The following is a 20,829-nucleotide window of genomic DNA, read 5'->3' as shown; positions in this document are numbered from 1 at the left end:
CCGGCGTGGCGGCCGCATCGTCTCAGTCGCCGTCATTATCGCGGTCGGCGTCAACAGCGACGGTCGGCGCGAGGTCCTGGGTATGGAAGTTGGCACCTCGGAGGCCGAACCGATCTGGACGGAATTCTTGCGCAGGCTGACACGTCGAGGATTACGTGGTGTGAACCTTGTTGTCTCTGATGCACATGAGGTCGTCGGCATCTTTCCGAACGACGAAGCCATCGTCCGTCTCGTCGGTGCATTGCTGCTCGAACAGAATGATGAATGGGCCGTTCAACGCGCCAGGTATATGACGCTTGAGACCATGGCCCAAATGAGCGATGATCCCCAAATCAGCCTGCCCCGCTGTGATGTCGGGTTAGGAAACGAGCGGGACAGCAGGCTAATACACTGCCCGAATTGCCCCGTGTGGACGGCAAGCGTCAAGCCTTGATGCCAAATTCAAACGGATATGAGTGGGGCTTCGCAGCTGCGGCGAGGTCTCGATAGGGTCCGACAGTAAGCCCGAATGAGTGGGCACAATGGGACTGAAAGTGGGATCACTTGGTGAGCCCGTTGTTCCCGCGCGGAGATCCCGCCGCTATTCTCGCAAATGTCGGACAGCCGCCGCCCTTTGTCGCATTTGTCGAGATCACGACAATCGGTTTGTCCCGCTCTGCTCTACGCACCCGCCAAGCCACGGAGTGGTGCCTGCTTCGCAGTTTTGAATTTGAGAGCGAGCGGGCTACGGCTCCGTCATTGCTGGGGGTCCGATAGCGAAAGCCTGTTCGAGATGCGTGCTTCTCTATCGTCGCACAGGGCGTTTTCAGCATCTTGGGCCCTCTCACCGGTCTGAACAACTGTTTCAGCTTGATCATTTGAGGTTTTCGCAACCGAACGTGCTTGCCGTGGCTGGTCGGCAAGCCGTCGCTCGAACGATCATGGAATGCGATACTAAGTTTTCCGGAATCTGGATTCCAACTGGAATGCAGGAATACGATCGGTAGTAGCGTTTTTAGCTCGCATTTTACGCTGCATTTTCGAGTGGCACGTCGCTTGCTTCATTTCTCGTGCCGCCGATTCACCGAAACTCAGAAAGAGCCAACGCAAGCTCTATGGTGGTGCGAATTGCCCACTGCTCCCGCGCCCAGACGGCGCGGAACCGGCCTAAAAGCGGCATTAATCTTGGCGAAGGACAATTCAAATCCAAGGGAGAGTAAGATGAGCATCACACGCAGACATGTCATCGTTCAGGGTGGCGTCATTGCAGCAGGCCTGCTCGCCAGCGGCCTACCGGGGACAAAAGCCTTCGCGCAGATACCGTCAATCCCTTGGCGGCGCTCACTGCAGGGCTTGGCCTGGAACGACCCGATCATCGAGACCTATCGCGACGCAGTGCGCCTTCTCAACGCCCTTCCCGCCAGCGACAAATTCAACTGGGTCAACCTCTCGAAAATTCACGGCAGCGGTGACGTCGTCAAATACTGCCCGCATGGCAACTGGTATTTCCTGCCGTGGCACAGGGCCTATACGGCTATGTACGAGCGCATCGTTCGGCACGTGACCAAGAACAACGATTTCGCTATGCCGTTCTGGGACTGGACCGACAATCCGTACCTGCCCGAAGTGTTCACAATGCAAAAGACGCCCGACGGCAAGGACAATCCACTTTATGTTTCGTCGCGCACCTGGCCAATCACGCAGCCGATGCCGGACAATATAGTTGGGCCACAGGTTCTCAACACCATCCTAACGGCGAAGCCATACGAGGTCTTCGGCACCACCCGCCCCGAGGGACAGAACTCACTCGATCCTTCCTGGGTCACCACCAGCAGCGGCACGCAGGGGACGCTGGAATACACACCGCACAATCAGGTGCACAACAATATCGGTGGCTGGATGCCGGAAATGTCGTCGCCCCGCGATCCGATCTTCTTCATGCATCATTGCAACATCGACCGCATCTGGGCGACGTGGAATTTGCGCAACGCCAACAGCACGGATCGGCTCTGGGCCGACATGCCGTTCACCGACAATTTCTACGATGTCGACGGCAACTTCTGGTCCCCGAAGGTCTCTGACCTTTATGTTCCAGAGGAACTCGGATACAATTATGGTTTCCGGACCTACTTCAAGGTCGCGGCGGCGAGCGCCAAAACGCTGGCCCTGAACGATAAACTCACGTCCGTGATCGCGGCGACGGCGACCGATGCTGCAATCGCCGGCGTGACGACCACCTCCACGGACAACAGCAAGGCGGCAACGGAAAACGTGCCGCTTTCGCTGCCGATCAAGATCCCGGCGGGCGCATTGCAGGAGATCGTCCGCCAACCGCCTCTGCCATCCGGCATGGATACAATAGATTTCGGCGCGGCACAGGAGCAGGCGGCCTCCGCTCCTCGTGTGCTGGCATTCCTGCGCGATGTCGAGATCACCAGTGCCAGCACGACCAGCGTTCGGGTGTTTCTCGGCAAGAACGACCTTAAGGCCGATACGCCCGTCACCGATCCCCATTACGTCGGTTCTTTCGCCGTTCTCGGTCATGACGGCGACCATCATCGCAAACCATCCTTCGTCCTCGATCTGACGGACGCGATCCAGCGGGTTTACGGCGGAAGGGGGCAGACGGATGGCGAGGCCATCGACCTGCAGCTCATTCCTGTCGGATCGGGAGCGGGCAAACCCGGCGCCGTAGAGCCCGCAAAGCTAGAAATAGCCATAGTGTCCGCCTAATATCCGGACTGGCTGGGTTGTGGAGACATCGATGCGCTATCATCGTTGGGTGCTTATCGCTATTCGTGCGGCGGCATTATCGATGCTGCGCATCGTCAGCCCGGTTCAAGCTAACGAGAGCGACATGCGGGCAACGACCAGTAAGCCCGCGACGATAACCATATCGAGCAGAGCAGTCCACTCATCGGCTGATACCAGTGCGCGGGTCGTCCTTACTGTCACTGGTTATGAACCGTCGACTTCAGGACCAGTGACGACGGTCGTTTCGCTTGACTGCGGCAGTAACGTTCGCGAAATTGGTAGGTTTGGTATTTTTCCGAACAAGGCGTTTTCGGTATTGGACGGGGCAAAGCCTCAACGATTTGGGTTTCCCTTGCCCGATGACCCGTCTTGCCGTCAGCCACAGACCGTCATTATCCGGCTGGAGCCTCAAACAGGCGGCGGTTCGGGCGCCAGCCTCACTATCAGCGACGCAAGCATCGAATAGATTGGCAGTCGGGGCTGATTTGCCGCTAGCTCCAGAACCTTGGCGGCAATGAAAGTCCGCCGGATAAAATAGAGGGTTTTGATAGGTTGTTGTGACAAAGGTCCAACGCGCAGCGCCTATCGTGGTCAACAGTTTACAGTCTTGCCGCTGCATTCGGCGACTGATGGTCGTCTGCAAGCAGGCAAAGGTTTTTGGCCGACCCGAGACTAGGCTCAAGATAAAGTCGCTCTTAAAGGCATTGAACCAACGACGCGTTCCTAGATCAGTAAAGTGACTCTTCAACCACTTCAGATGCTTGCGCGGAGTCTGTCCGAAAGCTGCATTGACTTCGCACGCGGTCCAAAACCGATTCAGACTGCGCGTTCAATTCAAAACTGAAGATTAGACGTGTGCTTTTAATGGCACTGGATTTGCAAGGACATGGGCGGCGTGCGGCCATAGGTATCGCTTCCATTCGTGATAGAGAGGCGCGGAGGTTAGTCTTGAAACGAAGAGATTTTTCGACTGTTGGGCTCACTGCTCTTCTCGCCGGGATCGTATTCCCGGCTTTTCCCAGCACCGGATTCAGTGAGCAGCGAAAGCCGTCCATCCCCGCACTCCCTGATCAGCGGAAACTTTGGAGTTGGATCAAAAGGCTCAACAGTTTCGGCCCCCGATTGACCGGCAGCCCGGCGCAAGCACGGGCAATCGATTATCTTGCTGGTGAGTTGAGAGGGATGGGCCTTGAGGTGAAGCGCGACCAACTCACGATGCGCCGGTGGATGCCACGAACCACCGCGTTCAAACTGTCAAATGGTGAAGTAATTGAGGTAGCGGCGCCGTTCCCGTATTCCGGGCTTACACCTCCCGGCGGTATCTCGGGTAAGATGGTTCTTTTCAACGGTCGGGTTCAGGCGTTTGAGAAAGCCCGCGGCAAAATTGCGGTGGTGACGGTAAAGCGTCGGGATCTGGCGGCATTCCTCGAACTGGTGACCAATCGACGCGGCAGCCTGCCGGAAGGCATAGACTTTCCCAAAGCCGTAACCACGCCGCTTATCACCGGTTTGCTTGGCGTACCGATCGACAAGGCGCGTGAAGCAGGGGTTTTAGCCGTCGTTTGCATTTTCGAAGGCGTCTCGGAAGTGCAGTTGAAGGGGCAGGTGCTGCCATTCACCACACCGTATTGGGGCTTACCTGCAATATGGGTGGCGCAATCTGAAGGAGAGCGGATCAAAGCCGCGATCAAGCACGGTTTGAGCGGTCGCCTGACCTTGGATGGCACGTTGGAAGACGTTGCGACCGATACGATTTATGCGGTTTTGCCGGGCTGCAACCTGCTTGAGACAATCATCATCAACACCCACACCGATGGACCTAATGCGTGCGAAGAGAACGGCGGTGCTGGGGTACTCGCTCTGGCGCATTATTTCTCCTCGCTACCGAAATCTGCCCGCAACCGAAGCCTCGTCTTCGTACTCGTCACGGGTCATTTCCAGCTTCCCCAGTTCGGCCGCCACGGGAATCAGGCGACGGCGACCTGGCTCGAAATGCATCCAGAATTGTGGGACGGCAAACCCGGCCATGCTAAAGCCGTTGCAGGAGCTACGATTGAGCATCTTGGATGTACCGAGTGGCGAGATGACTTTGCAAAAGGGCACCCCGCGCCCACCGGGAAGCCGGAACTCGATTTGATCTATACCAGTAATAAGTCGATGAGTGACGTGTACATCGCTGCCGCACGCGGGCGCAAAAAGGTACGCGCGCTGATAGTCGCCCCAGCGGCGGCGCAGGTGATGTTGGGCGAAGGACAGCCATTATACGCATCAGGAATTCCGACGATATCAAGCTGTCCGATACCGGACTATCTTTGCCAGGTCTTGCCGGGCGGAGGCTTGGACCGGCTCGACCCTGATTACGCCTTTCAGCAAGTCGAAACCTTTGCCCGCACGGTCGACTTGCTCGACAGGATGCCGCGTGGTGAGATCGGAATCGTTCCGTTTAACCTGTCCACTGTTATCGGTGATCTGCTGTGAACCTGACCAACACTAACGCCAGCGAAAATGGCGGTGTCACGCGGTCGGCACTTTAACTGGCGCCGAGGATCATCTGGCAGTTCACGATAGTGCCGGGTCATAGCGTCCCATCTGGGCACGCTTCGTCATGCATCAGATGACCGGCCTGCGTTTCCACATCGCGGCCTTCGAGGCTCTCGGCGGCGCTCCGCGGGAGTGCTTTGCGACCGGATGAAGACTGCCGTCATCGGTGAGCGTCAGACAGAAGGCATCGTCTATAACCGTGCCACCACCAGCCTTAGCCCCAACCAAAGCCACGCGGACGGCCGCTGAAACATCCTAGTTGGTGGGATCCCACACCGCAGGCGAATCCATCACCTCCTGTCCTCCGATAGTCTCCAACGAGCTGGGAGAAACTGCTGATCCAGGCTGAATGAAGACTTTGTGTGGCATTCCCTGGCGACGAGCTTGCTGCCCCCTCTCCCGGCGTAGCTGGCTGACCCAGTGCTTGGCATAGACATTGCAGGGGATGAATGCGGCGGTAACTCGTTGGGGTCGGAAGTCGTCAAACTGCTTTCCTAGGCGTCGGCATTGCCTACCGAGCACCTCGCCAGACGGAAGCACGATCGATCTGGCACGTATGTATGCGTACGGGATCATAACCATAGAGGAGTTGAAACGATGGCGGATATTCTTACATCTCTAAACCCGCTCCGGTGGATTGAAGCGCCATCCACGGAACTGGACAGCCAAGTGACCCAAAGTCTATTCCCGATGTTCCAACGCTTGGCGGAAGCGGGCGCTGAAACCGCTAAAATTCTGCAGGTTGCCTTATTGCGCCGCGTGCAAGTCATGTGCGACAGCCACTCTACCCGCCAGGGAAAGCTCTTTACTGAGGCCGAACGTCTTGCCGAGAGTCTACGCGAGGTGCACGGCAATGGGAATTTGGGCCACGCTTGGGCGGAATACCTGCGCGACGCTAGTGAGCGCGCCATATTGTGCATGGATCTTCTCCGACAGCGCGGCGACATCTTCCTCGAACATGAAGCGGCAGGCTGTCCGCCGGTTTTCTTCTGCGACTACGAGATAGTTATGGATGGAAACGATCTGCCCTTGAAATCCAATTACGTGTTACTTCGAATGATTCCGCCCCAAGGTGTTAACGTCGATGACACGAAGCGCCCCTTCATAATCATTTGCCCGCGCGCCGGACATAGTCCCGGCGTCGGTGGCCACAAAGAAGACAGCCAGGTCGGCGTGGCGTTGCGGGAAGGTCACCCGGTTTATTTGGTGTCCTTCCGCCGAGAGCCAGAGGGGGGGCAGTATCTCTCTAATGTCACGTATGCGGAAGCGGCCTTTGTTCGTGAGGTCATGCGCCTGCATCCGCTTGCCCGCCTTCCAGTCGTAGTCGGCAACTGCCAAGCTGGCTGGGCTGCCCTTCTGATGGTTGCGACAAATCTCGACTTAGCTGGCCCGATCATCCTCAACGGATCGCCGGTGACACCTACCTCGGGAAATATCGGTGAAAATACCCTCCGCTACATGGCGGGCCTCTTCGGAGGAGCTTGGATAACCATGTTTTTGTCAGATCTGGGCGGAGGCATCTTCGACGGCGCCCATCTCGTACAGAATTTCGAAACGCTCAATCCCGAGCGCCAGTTATTCATGAAGTATGTCGAACTGTTCCGAGATGTGGATGCGGCGAGCGAAGCCTTCCTTAAGGCTGAGAAGTGGTGGGGCGGCTTCTGCCTGATGCGGGGAGACGAGATCCGCTGGATAGTTGAGCACCTCTTTGTTGGTAATCGACTGGCGCACAACAAGGCGTATGGGGAGCCGGACCGGCGGCATTTCGACCTTAAGAAGATCAGGGCGCCTATTATCATATTTGCCAGTCATGGCGACAATGTCACGCCGCCGCAGCAGGCGCTGAATTGGATCCCCGAAATCTATGACAACGAGGAGGAAATCCGCCTTCTCGGCCAGCACATTATTTATATGGTACACAACGACGTCGGTCACCTCGGTACATTCGTTTCCTCGAGAGTAATCAACAAAGAATACAATGAGGTTGCAAGCACGCTCGAGGCAATTGAGGCGTTGTTGCCTGGCCTTTACGAGATGCGCATCACGGACATTCAAGAAGATGCTGGACACAAGAGCTATAGTGTTGAACTGATCGAGCGCACCTTCGAGAATATCCGTGAGTTTAACGACGGCCATGACGATGGAGGTCCCTTCGCTGCCGTCGCCCGCGTCTCTGAACTGCAAGCGCAGATCTATCACACAGTTGCCCGCCCCTTTGTGCAGGCCGCGGTCACAGACATCTCAGCAGACGCCAGCCGAATGTTCCATCCAAAGCGGCTGGAGCGATCGCTGCTGTCTTCTCAGAATCCGATCATGGTTGGCTATAAGTCAATTTCAGAGCAGGTACGGAACTCCCGGGCGAACGCAGCAGCGGAAAATCCTTTCCTGGCTGCGGAAGCGCTCTATTTCAAGGCTGTCGAACAGGCGATCGTGGTCATGCGCGACTGGCGCGACATGGGTTATGAGCTCGCGTTTCACATGATCTGGAACAACCCTTGGCAGCGATATTTTGACAATCCCCGCGAAGCATACCGCAAAGGGACGACACTTGACGATATGAGATGGCAGCCGGACATCGCCAATGCGCTCAGGAGGATCGCGATCGGCGGACTCGCCGATGCCATCATCCGTATGGTCGTACTCCTGGTGAGCGATCGTGGCGGGATCCGACGCGACCGCCTGGCGCGCTGGTCACGGGTGCTGACCGAGGACGAGCCCTTCCGCTCACTAAGCGCTGATCATTTGGCCGAAATCACTCGCGTGCAGACGGCTATCGTCACCTTTGAGCCGGAGCAAGCAATCGAGACGCTGCCGCTGTTGCTAACGGAACCGAGGCAACGGCAACTCGCTTATGCAGCCGCTTGCTATATCCCGGGCTCCAGGGCGGAGATGTCATCGAGTACTGTTGCCATGCTACAGCGCTTCGCGGACGTGCTTGGCCAGCCATCGATCGTCGATGTGATTGAGGATCCGCTGGCAGTGACATAGTTTGTTCGTAGAGTAGCGTCTCGATCTCACCGAATCACATAATTATTGGTTTTCGCTCGTTGGTCACGGAGGCGCTTGAAACAATTCCATCGCAAATCCAGCCAGGACTGCAGATCGGAAAATTGCCATTGGACATCCGTCCTTTACAACGCAACGATGCCGTAATCCGGTTCAGTGATCGGGCCGGCAGAGGGCGGATTGAAACTGTGGAGGAAGGCTCTCGTCATAGGGCTGGCGCTCGCTGCAAATCATCGTGATCGAACGCACTGGCCATACGGTTGATCTCGGCTGACCGCGCACCGACCGCCTTGGCGGTCTCGCGCCACCTTGCGGTGTCGCGACTTCCTTAATGATCGCGCGAGCCTCGGCGAGCGTTAGGGCGTAGAGCCCTGCAGCTTCTTCCAGCAGGTCAAGGGAGCAGGTGCCTTCATCAAGATCAACGTTTGTCGTCAGCGCGCGCGCCTTCACATCCGTAGGCACTGGATTGAGGTCATAGGCAGGGGACAACGACCAGCTGGCTTTATTGAGCCACAGAAAGCCGTGATTTTTCTCCCCAGCTCAGAGCTAGAGCGGGCTGCAGCGAGAAGCGGCCCGGGTCCTCGAGCCAGGCACGATCATACTCAAACACGATTGTTTCGGCACCACGGGCGCGATTGCTCCGGGCCAGATGGGACGTGTGCGGCCGTGAAGGTCGAGATGAACTTCGAAATCAGCCATCGCGTGACGATCCCGGTGATCGCCTTGGGTGAGCGTGCTTGGGCAACTCTGCATTGGCCAGAGACTGGCCGACGCTGTCGTCACCGATGTCGGCGACTTGGCTCAGCCCATCTAGCAGGCCGAGTGCCTGGAGGACGCCTGCATAGATGCCGATGCTGACATTGGTGTCGCCGGCCTCGATCTTTTGAAGCGTTGAGCGTGAGGTGAAGGCACGTTCGGCTACTACCGCCATAGGCAGGCGGCGACGTCGACGTGTATGTCTGCGCCCAGTTTGCGCAGCGCGCGCCGCACAGCGGCCGGAGGGTTGTGAGGTGTCGGAATTTGTCACCTTCGCACTACAGATTGCACTAGATATGTAGCACGAAGGTTACAATTTTTCAAGAGAGATGGTCAGAGAGAAAAGTGGTTAGAATGGGCATTGCGGGAGCGATAGCGCAAGTACGAGCCAGGCTGGCAGGCGAAGAAAGATGGCGGATCTTGAGGCGCTCAAGATCGATGCCGCCTCCGGACTGGAGGCGCGATCGGAACCACTATCGTCTGCTGATGCGGCTTTTGCCGATTGCCAAGCTGCACCCGGCCGTTAGTCGAACGGGTGCTCCTGGAAGATGCGGTGGTGTCGGTGACCGTGGACACCTCGTCGATCAGGGTCGCAACCGTGGCTGGTTTTGAGAAATCGGCGGGCGGACATTGTCGGCCATCAGGACACCAATTGAACTAGGCCATTTGGACTAGACTTTCCACTTATGGCGCGCCAACCGATCGGTTCCTCATGGATCGGGAAGCCGACCTCTACACAGCGGGCTCAATCCTCGAGATTAGTTGCTAATGACCGCTCATCAGACAATCTGATTGAAAGTTCCCCGCGAAGCAGCCATATATTTAGCTCAAATTCATTAGTGCTACGTAGGACATTGATCATGGTAGATGTGGAGCTGCAGGTCGCTCGGCAAAATGCCTCTCTTCGAGTGCAAGTCGAAGAAAGGCTCAGACAGGCTATTGCGACGGGCAAGTTCAAGCCGGGGCAAAGGCTCGTCGAGCGCGAGCTTTGCGAAATGATCGGCGTGGGTCGCACGTCCGTCCGTGAAGCGCTTCGGCAGCTTGAGGCAGAGGGATTGATCACAAGCTTCCCCCACAAGGGTCCAGTTGTCAGTATCATAACCTATGAGGAGGCCGCTCAGCTCTACACCGTCCGCGCGCTGCTCGAGGGGTTTGCTGGTCAGCAGTTCGCCGAAAATGGAACGGCGGAAGATATTGCCACTTTGCAAGATGCCGTTAGAGAATTCGAAGCGTCGGCGGAAAGCGGCGTGGGACACAGGCTCATCGCTGCTAAAAACGCCTTCTATGACTGCTTGATGGATGGCAGCAAAAACGTCTTCGTCAGGCAAATGCTAACATCGCTGCACAACCGGATCAATCTTCTGCGCATGACTTCGATGACACAACCGGGGCGCCTCAAACATAGCATTGCAGAAATCAAAGAGATTGCCGAAGCGATCCAAAATCGCAACGGACCCAGGGCTGCGGCCGCTTGTAAGCACCACATTGATATGGCTGCGAAAGTCGCACTCGAGTACCTGCGCAACAACACCTCAGGCTGATGCCATAAGATTTTCTGAAAATTGACAGATTGTCTGATGCTGGAGGTGGCCGGGTGTAATTAAATCCTTCAGGCACGGTGCTTTTGACAACGCAACAACCTCTCTGGTGTCCATCGGACGATAAGATGGGTGCTGCTTGCACGGTCATTTTAAGTGAGGTGATTGAAGAAGCGACGGCAAAATTGGCGTCGTAGCGAGGGCGCGCCGGCCCAAGCATGAATTTTCCGATTGACAGATTGTCTGATAGGTCGTTAACTACTCCTCACTAACGGAGGTAGCTGATTGTGCTTGCCTCACATTCGGGAGCGGGACGTTGTCACCACGAAAAAATCTGCGCGTCGCCTTTATTGGTCTCGGCGCAATGGGCGGGCCGATGGCACAACATCTGTTGTCGGCTCAATTCGAAGTCACTGGCTTTGATCTATCGGCCGAGGCTAGGGAAAGGTTCGCGGCCGTCGGCGGCGTTCCGGCAGAGACGGTAGCGGAAGCATTCAATGGCGCCGATGTTGCGGTTACCATGCTTCCCAACGGCAAGATTGTTCAAGACGCGCTCTTCAAGGATGGGGCCTGGCAATCCCTGAGTGCTGACGCGCTTGTCATCGACATGAGCTCATCGGCGCCCAATGATACTCGTGAGCTCGCAGAGCGCTTGCATCAGAAGGGCTTGCGGCTGGTCGATGCTCCCGTGTCAGGCGGAGTGAAGCGAGCCGTCGAAGGCTCTCTTACTATCATGGCAGGCGGTGCTTCTGACGATATCGATCAAGCTGATCCCATCCTGTGCGCCATGGGCGGCCAGATTTTTAGGACAGGCCCGATCGGCTCAGGGCACGCCATGAAAGCCATCAACAATTTCGTATCGGGAGCCGGGGTTCTGGCAGCTATCGAAGGCGTTCTTCTTGGCCGAACGTTTGGTCTCGATCCTAGAACGATCGTCGATATTCTCAACTCGTCGTCTGGCAAGAACAACGCAACAGAAGTGAAGATGAAGCAGTTCATCCTCTCGGAGACTTTTGGCTCTGGTTTTGCTTTGGGGCTTATGGCGAAAGACATTAGGATTGCAGCGGACTTGTCGAAGGCGCTCAATCTCCAGCTGCCGACATTGGCCGGTACCGCTGATGCCTGGGATGCTGCTCGGCATGCTTTAGGCCCCGATGTCGACCATACGAAAATTGCGCAGTTCGTGAAAGATCAGGCCTGATCGCGAAAAACTACGCCAAACTGACAGTTGAAAATTGTCTGATAATCTGTCAAATATGATGAAGGGAGCGAAACCCAATGGCCACTTTGGACAGGAAAGATAAGGGGTCTAAGGCCGGCGAGCGAACAGCTCCATCGGAGCAGTTCAAGCGCGGACTTGCTACTCGTCGGCAGGTGATGGGGGACGCTTACGTTGATGCGGCCCTCGGAAAGGCGACCGACTTCACCTGGCCGATGCAGGAACTCGTCACCGAGTATTGTTGGGACAATATCTGGAACCGACCTGGCCTCGACCGTCGCGCTCGATCGATCCTCAACCTTGGAATGATAGCGGTTTTAAACCGACCGCACGAGCTCAGAGGCCACATCCGCGGCGCCATCAACAACGGTGTTACGAAACAGGAGATCCAGGAGATCTTCCTTCAGGTGGCTATCTACGTTGGTGTGCCAGCAGGCATCGACAGTTTCAGGCATGCCCAGGAAGTATTCACCGAAATGGGCATTTGAGAATGTGCTGTCCCGTGAGGGGGCATGTACAACATGCGCGGAGTTCTCAGCGCTTATCAACAAGGGAGGAGCCTAAAATGGCGATAGATCTCAAGAAATTCATAGAATTCGTGCGGGAGGATTTCGAGTTCAAGCGCGAAACTCGTTATCTTAACGGTATATTAAAATGCGATTTCCCTACCCGCAGTGTAGCGCTTCATTTCGAGGACGGTACGTTGCTAAAGGTGGAAGAGGCCGAATACGACGACGACAAGTGCACTATCGTCATACGCGGGACCGGTTCACAGTGGGAGGCGCTGCTTCAGCACAAACCCTTGCCGTTTTATCAGTGCTTGCAGTCATCAAACATCAAGCATGGCCTCTACCTTAGCAGTAACAACGAAACCTTCGCGTATCTGCCTGCTCTCAACCGCATGACCACCCTGATGCGCAATGCCCGTTCTGAAGGAGCAGCAGCATGACCAAGTTTGACCCCATTATCGGCCGTTATCTCTATCTCACCGTAGAAGGTATCGAGTACCGCGTCTATTACGAAGAAGCGGGCCAGGGGATTCCGCTTCTCGTCGGTCATACGGCAGGGTCCGACGGTCGCCAATACCGTCATATGCTTTGCGATTCCGACGTGACGAAAAATTTTCGCGTCATCGCCTTCGATCTGCCGTATCACGGCAAGTCCCTTCCCCCCTACGGCGTTCGCTGGTGGGAGAAGGAATACAACATGACCAAGAAGTTCATGATGGACTTCCAGCTCGAACTCTCAAAAGCGCTCGACCTAGACCGCCCCGTTTATTTGGGCAGCTCCATGGGCGGCCATCTCGCGATCGACCTGGCATCGAACTATCCGGACAACTTCCGCGCCACGATCTCGGTCGAAGGTGCGTTGCGCTCGGCGGCGGAGTACGTCGACGTCGGTATGGCTGGCATCCGCAGGGAGTTCGACAATCCAAACGTCAATCGCACCTCCATCGGTGCGGCGATGATGCTGAATATCTCACCGTACTCGCCAGAAGCGAATGTCCGTGAAATCCAGTGGGAATACAGCTGCGGTGGACCGGGAATCTTCGCGGGTGATCTTTATTACTACTACTACGACCACGATGTGTCGCCAGAAGAAGCCAGCAAAATCGATACGTCGAAATGTATGCTATACTTCCTCACGGGCGAATACGATCCAAACACGTCCCCGGCCGATACCAAGATTGCTGCAGACCTGGTCAAAGGCTCCAAGTTTTGGACAATGGAAAAGCTCGGACATTTTCCCGTTACTGAGGACTATAGCGAGTTCCGGAAGTATCTGTTGCCAATTCTTGAGGAGATCCAACAGTCATCAGCAGCCCGGTCTAAGGTTGCCTGATCCTTTTCTCGGGAGGAGAACTTCAATGAGGTGCATTCTGAATGTCACACTTGGGGCGCTGATCTCGGTTAGCGCCCTGGCGACAACCGCTTACGCGGATGGTGTCGATCAGCTACCGGCTACAGAAAAGAAGATCTATGAAACTGTAGATCCGCAGATTCCATTGGGGGCGAGCGCCTACAAAGACTTCAAGCCCAAAAAGGGTCCTCCGTGGAAGATCGGCTATGCAAGCAGCTACGCTGGCAACACCTGGCGAGCCGCAGCTCTCGATGCGGTCATGAGCGATCTTTTACCGCGATCAAAGGCTGCGGGCCTGGTGTCTGATGTCGTGGTCACCCAGTCGGATCTTAAAGACGCCGTTCAGATCCAGCAGATGCGTCAAATGGTGGACGAAGGCGTCGATGCAATCATCATCTGCTGCTCGAACGTCACGGCTCTTAATCAGACGATCGAATATGCCTACAAAGCCGGTGTGCCGGTGTTCTCATTTTCGGGCTACGTGACGTCGCCATACGCCATCAATGGCGCGGCCAATCACGCGCAGGGCGGTGCCGAGATGGCGACGTGGCTGGCGGAAAAAATAGGAAAGAAGGGCAATATCCTTCTCGTTTCTGGTATTCCCGGTTTCGCTTCTTCGGACAGCTTTGACAAAGCGGCTAAGGAAGCACTTGCTAAGTACCCCGACATAAAGATCGTCGGTGAAGTTGCAGGGAAGTGGACCGACCAGGTGGCCCAGGTCGAAGTTCAGAAGTTTCTTGCGACGAACCCGACGAAGATTGATGGGATCCTCACGCAGGGGGCCCAAGAGAACGGCGTTCTCAACGCAATGCTGCAGTCAGGTCGAGACATGATCCCGATTACTCTCGGGGGGGAAGCTTCCGCCGCGTGCTACTGGCGCAAGAACCCCGAGTTTGTGGACAGGAGTTTCCATATTTGGCCGCCGCGTCGCGAGATGCAACAGATGTGGGAGATCATGCTCCGCACATTGGAGGGACAAGGCCCTAAGGTTCAGTCCTTCCTTCGACCCGTCTTGCCTTACACCATCGATGAAGTCCGCGCGGCAATACCAGAAGATTGCGACTTGAACTCGACAGACTTCGTGGAGCCCAAGGCGGACGGGTGGTTTCCTGCTGCGATTGCTGCAGACTACTTCGAACGCCCGGCTGATCCCTGGAAGCCTGTGTCGAAGTGAAACTGTTCTGCCCGGTGGGTCTTGCCACCGGACAGAAGTTTCTCTTGTGGGAGGACCGCCTCGCGCGGCCGTTGGGATTAGAGGATCTCCGATGCAAAACCAAACTACGATCAAGTTGATCAATGTTGCCAAGTCTTTCGGCGAGACTAAGGCCTTAAAGAAGTGTGATTTTGAAGCCCGGGCCGGAGAAGTGCACGCCATCGTCGGAGAGAATGGAAGTGGCAAAAGCACGATGGCGAAGATCATGTCTGGAGTGTTGCACCCAGATTCCGGGAGCGTTTCGGTCCTTGGAGAAGAGATTTCGACTCCGACTGACGCCAAGCGCATCGGGCTGACAACGATCTTCCAGGAAGTGCTGGTGGCCGACGAGGCCAGTGTATTGGAAAACCTGTATGTCGGGCGCGACGGCATCTTCCGCTCGCAGGGCGGCAGTGGTCGGCGTACCGAGGCTGAGGAGATCCTGAAACGCCTCGTCGGCAAGCCCGTGGATCTCGATCAGAACGTTGGGGCATTGCCTCTGAGCGTCAAGCAATGGATAGTTATTGCGCGAGCGGTCTTGCGCAGGCCGAAGGTCCTCATCCTCGATGAATCGTCTGCGGCATTAGACCTCGATTCCACGATCCGCCTCCACGAGGAAATTGATCGTCTCCGTAGGGAAGGTGCGACCGTGCTGATCGTAACGCATCGGATCGCTGAACTTGTCCGCATCGCCGATCGAGCCACGATCCTTCGCGACGGCGTCACCATTGGTACGCTCGAGAAGCATGAAATAACTGAAGAGAACCTGCTTTCAATGATGACGCCCGCGGACCGAAACGCAAGCGACGCGAAGGCGTACGAATCAAAGCAAGTAGGCGCCGCCGCGCCGGCCGTGGTAGCGGTAAGAGACCTCGTTACTCACAGCGCGGCAGCGCCCTTCGATTTCGATCTACCGAAAGGAGCGATCATCGGTGTTGCAGGACTCGACGGGCAGGGGCAAGACGCTTTCGTACGCGCCGTTGCGGGTATCATCCAGCCTTTTGGTGGTAATGTCCAAGTCTGGTCATCCAGCACCGAGAGAATGAAAAAGGTCGCATCGCTCGAAGACGCTACCAAAGCAGGAATCTCGTATATTTCCGGCGACCGCAAGCGTGAAGGTATCTTCCCTCAGCAGAGCATCTTCGAAAATCTTGCCATCGGCGTCTATCGCAAGAACCTCGGTCCTCTTGGTATAATCAATAAGGCCGGCCTCAAACCCATGTTCAAACGCGAGGTGGATCGGCTCCGGATTAAGATTGGAAGTCCGGCGAACAAGATCACCTCACTGTCGGGCGGAAATCAGCAAAAAGTTTTGATCGGCCGTGCCTTTGCAAACGAACCGTCCGTCATCGTCCTTAACGATCCCGCTCGCGGTGTCGACCTCGGAACGAAGCGCGATCTCTACCGCGAACTGCGCCTGTTCACGGAGAAGGGTGGCAGCGTGATTTATCTATCAAGCGAAATCGAAGAGTTCATCGGCTTTGCGGACCGCGTCGACGTCTTCTTTGCTGGAAGGCTTTTCCGGTCGCTAGCAGGCGAGGACATAGCGGAAGAGCCAATCTTGGCCGCAATGTTTGGAAAATCGCCAAACGCCTCCATCGAGTTCGATCTGGAAAGGACTGCATGATGTCTGGAATCGCATTCCGTCAAATCACCCAGGACCGTTCCCTCTTCGTGCCGGCCGGCCTATTCATCGTCCTTTCGGTCGCCGTTGCCCTACGCGGACACGGGCTATTCACGAACAACGGCCTCGCAGGTGCAATCCTTGTCGCCACGCCCTTGATTCTAACGGCGCTTGCCCTCACCCCCATTGTCATGGCGGGTCGTGGAGCAGTGGACCTTTCAGTTGGCCCCTTGATGGGGTTCATCAACGTTACCCTTATTACCTGGCTTGTGGGTAACGGAATTACCAACCCTATCGCAGTGATAGTATGGGCAGTCGGCCTGGGAGCGGCATTCCAGCTACTCCAGGCGCTGGTTATCATTTATGTGCGTGTCGCTCCGATAATCGTTACGCTGTCGGGTTTTCTTGTCCTCTCCGGGTTGAACCTGATGGTGATGTCCCGACCGGGTGGAGTCGCGCCCGACTGGATGCTTAGCTGGGGGGCGGGGACCGACATCATGTCACCTGTTTTGCTGTTGCTGGTTGCAGCGTATGCATTATGGCTCCTTCTCAGGGGGACTATGTTTTACCGCAACCTTCGCATGACGGGTGCGGATGAGCGCATGGCGTATACGAGCGGCGTTCGAGTGGACGCAGTCCGCATCATCGCCCACGTTGTTGGTGGAGCATTCGCTGGACTTGCCGCCCTCAGCTACACGGCGCTGATCTCCTCTGGTGATCCGACGCAGGGCAGCACCTACACCCTTCAGGCTGTTACGGCCCTGGTTCTCGGAGGTGCGAGCCTCTCCGGTGGTCGTGGTGGAGCACTTGGATCTACGCTTGGCGCGATCAACATGTTCCTCATCTCCTATCTCCTCTCCACCTTCAACTTCGGCACGGTTTCGGGGTTCGTTACCCAGATGGCATTCGGCTTAATCCTCGTCGGATCACTTCTCGTGAACGTCTTTGTCATCAGTCGCCGCGCGGTTGTGTAAGGAGCAAGATAATGGTCGCGACAGTTATGAATTCCGAAATCAAATCGGCTCAGAAGTCTAACCCGCTCAAGGCTCATCGGAGCATCGTCATTGGCTTTGTTCTTCTGGCCTCTCTCTTAGCACTCGGTGCATTGCTGGTCCCCGGCTTCGTATCATCCCAAAACGCGCGTTCAATCCTTCTTCTCGCAGCGTTTCTGGGGCTTGCCTCCATTGGCCAGACCCTGTGCGCTCTGGTCGGTGCGCTCGATCTTTCGATACCATATATTATTGGAGGCGCGAACATCCTCCTTCCCAGCCTTATGGTCGCAGGTATTCCCGCTCCCCTCGCGATGCTGGTTGTCATGCTCCTCGGTGCGCTTGTCGGGGCCGCCAATGGCGCCCTGAGCTTCCGTCTCCAAGGGCAAGCGCTGATCATGTCGCTCGGAGTTGGCTTCGCGGCCGTCGGTGCGGTCCAGATCTACACCTCACTCGGCTCGGCGTTTGGTGGTACAGTGTTTGCTCCGGTACCCGAATGGCTGAGGAACATTTCGGCGTTCAACGGAAAGTTTTTCGGCCTGTCGCTGCCTCCGGTCATCGTGATCTGGGCTATCGTCGCCATCGCGCTTGGATGGTTCATGTACAACACCTGGTTTGGCCGCAGCATTTACGCCGTCGGCGGAAGCCGGACAGCGGCCGCCCGCCTCGGAATCTCCGAATTCAAGGTCTGGACCGTCATCCATAGCGTCAGCGGTGCCATGTCTGCAATCACGGGCATGCTGCTACTAGGGTTTTCCGGTGGTGGCTTCGTCGGCGTGGGCGACCCTTATCTTTTCACCACCGTAGCAGCGGTGGTGATTGGAGGGACGTCGCTTCTTGGTGGGGCGGGCGGCTATGGCGCGACAGTGCTCGGTGTTCTTGTCCTGACTGTACTGACCTCGCTTCTAGTTGGCCTCGGACTGAACTTTCCGGCGCAGCAGGCTGTCGTCGGTCTGCTCATCGTTCCGATGGTCGCGATATACGCACGGTCACCACACATTCGAAATCAGATATGATCAATGCATAGAAAGGAAGATCCATGGCAATCTCCAGCACCCTGCTAGGCCGTTTAAAGGACCAGACTCTCGTTCGCGAGCAGATGCTGGTTGGAGGAAAGTGGTCGAGCGAAGGGGTAAACGGCACACGCATCAACGTGCTAAACCCCTCCACGATGGACGTCCTTGCCTCTTTGCCTAGCGCTGGCCTTGCTGAAGTGCGAGCCTCTATCAATGCTGCAAAGGCTGCACAGAAGAAGTGGGCTAAGGTTTCGGCGAAGGAACGCTCGCTGATCATGCGGAAGTTCTACGAAGAGGTGGTAGCTAACGCTGAAGACCTGGCCGTAATTCTGACATCGGAAATGGGCAAGCCACTGGCGGAAGCGCGTGGCGAGATTGCTTACGGCGCTTCCTACATCGAATGGTTCGGTGAGGAAGCCAAGCGTGTCTATGGTGACACCATTCCAGGTCACCAGGCCGACAAGCGACTGCTTGTCATCAAGCAGCCGGTTGGCGTTGTGGCCGCCATCGCTCCTTGGAACTTTCCGTCGGCGATGGTGTGCCGCAAGATCGCGCCGGCGCTCGCGTCCGGCTGCGCGATCGTATTCAAGCCTGCTGCCGAGACTCCGTTATCGGCGCTTGCATTGGCGATCCTCGCGGAGCGTGCCGGAATACCCGATGGCTTGTTCAGCGTCCTCCCGACGGATAATGCAAGAATGTTTGGCGAGGAGGTCTGCTCCAACCCGGTCGTCAAGAAACTGACCTTCACCGGTTCGACCGAAGTTGGCCGTATCTTGATGGCGCAAGGCGCCCAGAAGATCATGAAGCTGAGCCTGGAACTCGGCGGCAATGCGCCGTTTATCGTTTTCGACGATGCAGATCTCGACCAGGCGGTCGAGGGGGCTATGCTTTCTAAGTTTCGTAACGCGGGTCAGACCTGCGTGTGCGCGAACCGTATTTACGTACAGAGCGGGATCCATGACAGGTTCGTCGAGAAGCTGGCAATGCGCGTGAGTGCCTTGCAGGTTCTTGACGGGTTTGAGAGCGGGGCGACGATCGGCCCGTTGATCAACGATGAAGCGGTAGCAAAGCTCTATGGTCATATCGATGACGCTGTGACCAAGGGTGCGACTGTCGTGGTTGGTGGTGACCGCGATGCTCGCGGAGGCACGTTCGTCCAACCAACGCTTCTCTCGGGTGCCACAAAGGATATGAAGGTTGCGCGTGAGGAAACCTTCGCGCCTCTGGCTCCGGTGTTCAAGTTCGATACTGTCGAGGAAGTCATCGAACTCGCGAACGATACGGAATTCGGCTTGGCAGCCTACTTTTTCGCCAACGACCTCAGGAACGTTTGGAAGGTCACAGAGGCGCTGGAATACGGCATGGTTGGCGTGAACACGGGTCTGATTTCCACCGAATTAGCGCCATTCGGCGGAGTCAAGCAATCCGGCTTCGGCCGAGAGGGCTCAAAGTACGGAATGGATGACTTCTTATCCATGAAATACGTCTGCATGGGCGGGATCGGCGCATAGCGATCGCCCAAGGGTCGCTCGCCGACTGAACTTAAAGGGGGAGAGGTCTGTTGAATAGAGGCAGGACAGCAACATCCTCTCCGCCGGTTGCGAGGTCTCAAAAGGCTGGACTTTTCTAGAGGTTTCGCGGGAGCTGTCCTACGGATCTTCCCTTCCGACCCCTTCTGGGGCCGGCCTTGCAGACGAGATTTCTGCCTGTCTTTTCGATTGTCGATCCTTCCGCCAATGCCCTACAAGGTAAGTCTTTCCCAGATAGCTTGTATCCTTCGAAGAGGTAACACGACATGAACGAGCTGTTGCACCGTGGCGTTGTCGTTTCAACGTATCGGAGTCCTGAGCAGGAGCATGATCACCACCCGATCGATGCACGCGTTCGTCCTGAAATCGATCAGGCCGACGATGCTGCACGTGCCAGCGTGGAGGGTCAAGCGAAAGCCATTCGCGTCAACCAGCGACGCGTCAAGGTGTAGTTGTCGGCGGCCGCACCCTCAGTGTCGGTTTGACGTAGCCGCCGATCTTCGCCGGCGCCAGGCCTTTATGGTAGATCCGGATGCGTCCGGGTCATCCAGACGTCAAACGCGTAATGCAGGAAGAGATTCGATAGGATCGGGCTGACCACGCCCCCTTGCGGGGTACCACGCATCCGCTCAATGACTTCTCCGTTCTTTTCCATAGGCGCGGTCAACCATCTTTCGATGTAGAGCAGAGCCCAGTTGCATTTAGAGTCTGTCAGCGCTAATCGGAATCGTGCGGAGATTCCCTTGCCTTTGATTTTGTGATTCAAGGTCATTGCTGGTGTGGAGGCCGGCAATGATGGTGCGACCTCTTTCTCTGGATTTGCGAA

At 56.4% G+C, this 20,829-nt stretch carries 17 protein-coding genes and 3 pseudogenes; 17 read left to right on the top strand and 3 right to left on the bottom strand.

Going from position 1 to position 20,829, the window contains the following annotated elements; all coding sequences use genetic code 11:
• The 6 genes and pseudogenes from ATY75_RS26930 to ATY75_RS26905 all read left to right on the top strand — a co-directional run.
• A partial coding sequence (locus tag ATY75_RS26930; protein ID WP_245317644.1) for a transposase occupies positions 1–433 on the top strand: 433 nt, incomplete at its 5' end.
• Positions 434–1,200: 767 nt separating this feature from the next.
• Positions 1,201–2,712, top strand: a complete 1,512-nt coding sequence (locus tag ATY75_RS26925) for a tyrosinase family protein (protein ID WP_088939884.1) — start codon at positions 1,201–1,203, stop codon at positions 2,710–2,712.
• A gap of 31 nt (positions 2,713–2,743) precedes the next feature.
• Entirely contained in the window at positions 2,744–3,199 is a 456-nt protein-coding gene (locus tag ATY75_RS26920) for a hypothetical protein (protein WP_088939883.1), read from the top strand.
• Between the two features lie 482 nt (positions 3,200–3,681).
• Positions 3,682–5,211: a hypothetical protein gene (locus tag ATY75_RS26915; protein WP_088939886.1), complete on the top strand. Its 1,530-nt coding sequence runs from the start codon at positions 3,682–3,684 to the stop codon at positions 5,209–5,211.
• Between the two features lie 65 nt (positions 5,212–5,276).
• Positions 5,277–5,472, top strand: a pseudogene (locus ATY75_RS35250) (IS21 family transposase); the annotation flags it as partial.
• 399 nt (positions 5,473–5,871) lie between these two features.
• Positions 5,872–8,262: a DUF3141 domain-containing protein gene (locus ATY75_RS26905; RefSeq protein ID WP_088939882.1), complete on the top strand. Its 2,391-nt coding sequence runs from the start codon at positions 5,872–5,874 to the stop codon at positions 8,260–8,262.
• Positions 8,263–8,485: 223 nt separating this feature from the next.
• Here the strand turns inward: ATY75_RS26905 and ATY75_RS35610 are convergent.
• Together ATY75_RS35610 and ATY75_RS26895 are read right to left on the bottom strand one after the other, a co-directional pair.
• Positions 8,486–8,811: pseudogene (locus ATY75_RS35610) on the bottom strand (HipA domain-containing protein); the annotation flags it as partial.
• Between the two features lie 160 nt (positions 8,812–8,971).
• Positions 8,972–9,211 carry a helix-turn-helix transcriptional regulator gene (locus ATY75_RS26895; RefSeq protein WP_008534330.1) on the bottom strand — a complete coding sequence of 80 codons (240 nt, stop codon included), beginning with the start codon at positions 9,209–9,211 and terminating at the stop codon, positions 8,972–8,974.
• Between the two features lie 685 nt (positions 9,212–9,896).
• Between ATY75_RS26895 and ATY75_RS26890 the strand changes: the two genes are divergently transcribed.
• The 11 genes from ATY75_RS26890 (at position 9,897) to ATY75_RS26840 (ending at position 20,455) form a co-directional block, all read left to right on the top strand.
• Complete coding sequence (locus ATY75_RS26890; RefSeq protein WP_004668612.1) at positions 9,897–10,577, top strand: GntR family transcriptional regulator; 681 nt, start codon at positions 9,897–9,899, stop codon at positions 10,575–10,577.
• 313 nt (positions 10,578–10,890) lie between these two features.
• A complete protein-coding gene (locus ATY75_RS26885; protein ID WP_011053340.1) occupies positions 10,891–11,775 on the top strand; it encodes an NAD(P)-dependent oxidoreductase in 885 nt (294 codons plus the stop codon).
• A gap of 77 nt (positions 11,776–11,852) precedes the next feature.
• Positions 11,853–12,281: a carboxymuconolactone decarboxylase family protein gene (locus tag ATY75_RS26880; protein ID WP_004668619.1), complete on the top strand. Its 429-nt coding sequence runs from the start codon at positions 11,853–11,855 to the stop codon at positions 12,279–12,281.
• Between the two features lie 77 nt (positions 12,282–12,358).
• Positions 12,359–12,742 (top strand): hypothetical protein, encoded by a 384-nt coding sequence (locus ATY75_RS26875; protein ID WP_004668622.1) that lies wholly within the window; start codon positions 12,359–12,361, stop codon positions 12,740–12,742.
• Complete coding sequence (locus ATY75_RS26870; RefSeq protein ID WP_004668623.1) at positions 12,739–13,635, top strand: alpha/beta hydrolase; 897 nt, start codon at positions 12,739–12,741, stop codon at positions 13,633–13,635. The genes ATY75_RS26875 and ATY75_RS26870 overlap by 4 nt, the downstream gene beginning before the upstream one ends.
• Before the next feature lie 25 nt (positions 13,636–13,660).
• Entirely contained in the window at positions 13,661–14,827 is a 1,167-nt protein-coding gene (locus ATY75_RS26865; protein ID WP_008534334.1) for an ABC transporter substrate-binding protein, read from the top strand.
• A gap of 91 nt (positions 14,828–14,918) precedes the next feature.
• The gene (locus ATY75_RS26860; RefSeq protein ID WP_004668627.1) at positions 14,919–16,472 is read left to right on the top strand and encodes a sugar ABC transporter ATP-binding protein; all 1,554 of its coding nucleotides are present in this window, start codon (positions 14,919–14,921) and stop codon (positions 16,470–16,472) included.
• Complete coding sequence (locus ATY75_RS26855) at positions 16,469–17,443, top strand: ABC transporter permease (protein WP_088939881.1); 975 nt, start codon at positions 16,469–16,471, stop codon at positions 17,441–17,443. Before ATY75_RS26860 ends, ATY75_RS26855 begins: the two co-directional genes overlap by 4 nt.
• 11 nt (positions 17,444–17,454) lie before the next feature.
• Positions 17,455–18,474, top strand: a complete 1,020-nt coding sequence (locus tag ATY75_RS26850; protein ID WP_004668632.1) for an ABC transporter permease — start codon at positions 17,455–17,457, stop codon at positions 18,472–18,474.
• Positions 18,475–18,497: 23 nt separating this feature from the next.
• Positions 18,498–19,985, top strand: a complete 1,488-nt coding sequence (locus ATY75_RS26845; RefSeq protein ID WP_088939880.1) for an NAD-dependent succinate-semialdehyde dehydrogenase — start codon at positions 18,498–18,500, stop codon at positions 19,983–19,985.
• Positions 19,986–20,269: 284 nt separating this feature from the next.
• Entirely contained in the window at positions 20,270–20,455 is a 186-nt protein-coding gene (locus ATY75_RS26840; RefSeq protein ID WP_004668636.1) for a hypothetical protein, read from the top strand.
• Between the two features lie 68 nt (positions 20,456–20,523).
• Here ATY75_RS26840 and ATY75_RS34925 read toward each other — a convergent pair.
• Positions 20,524–20,706, bottom strand: a pseudogene (locus tag ATY75_RS34925) (group II intron reverse transcriptase/maturase); the annotation flags it as partial.
• Positions 20,707–20,829: the final 123 nt, after the last annotated feature.

The organism is Rhizobium sp. N122 (genome assembly GCF_002211295.1).
Classification (GTDB): domain Bacteria; phylum Pseudomonadota; class Alphaproteobacteria; order Rhizobiales; family Rhizobiaceae; genus Rhizobium.
Note: the sequence above shows the minus strand (reverse complement) of the source record. Positions and strands in the feature narration are given on the sequence as shown.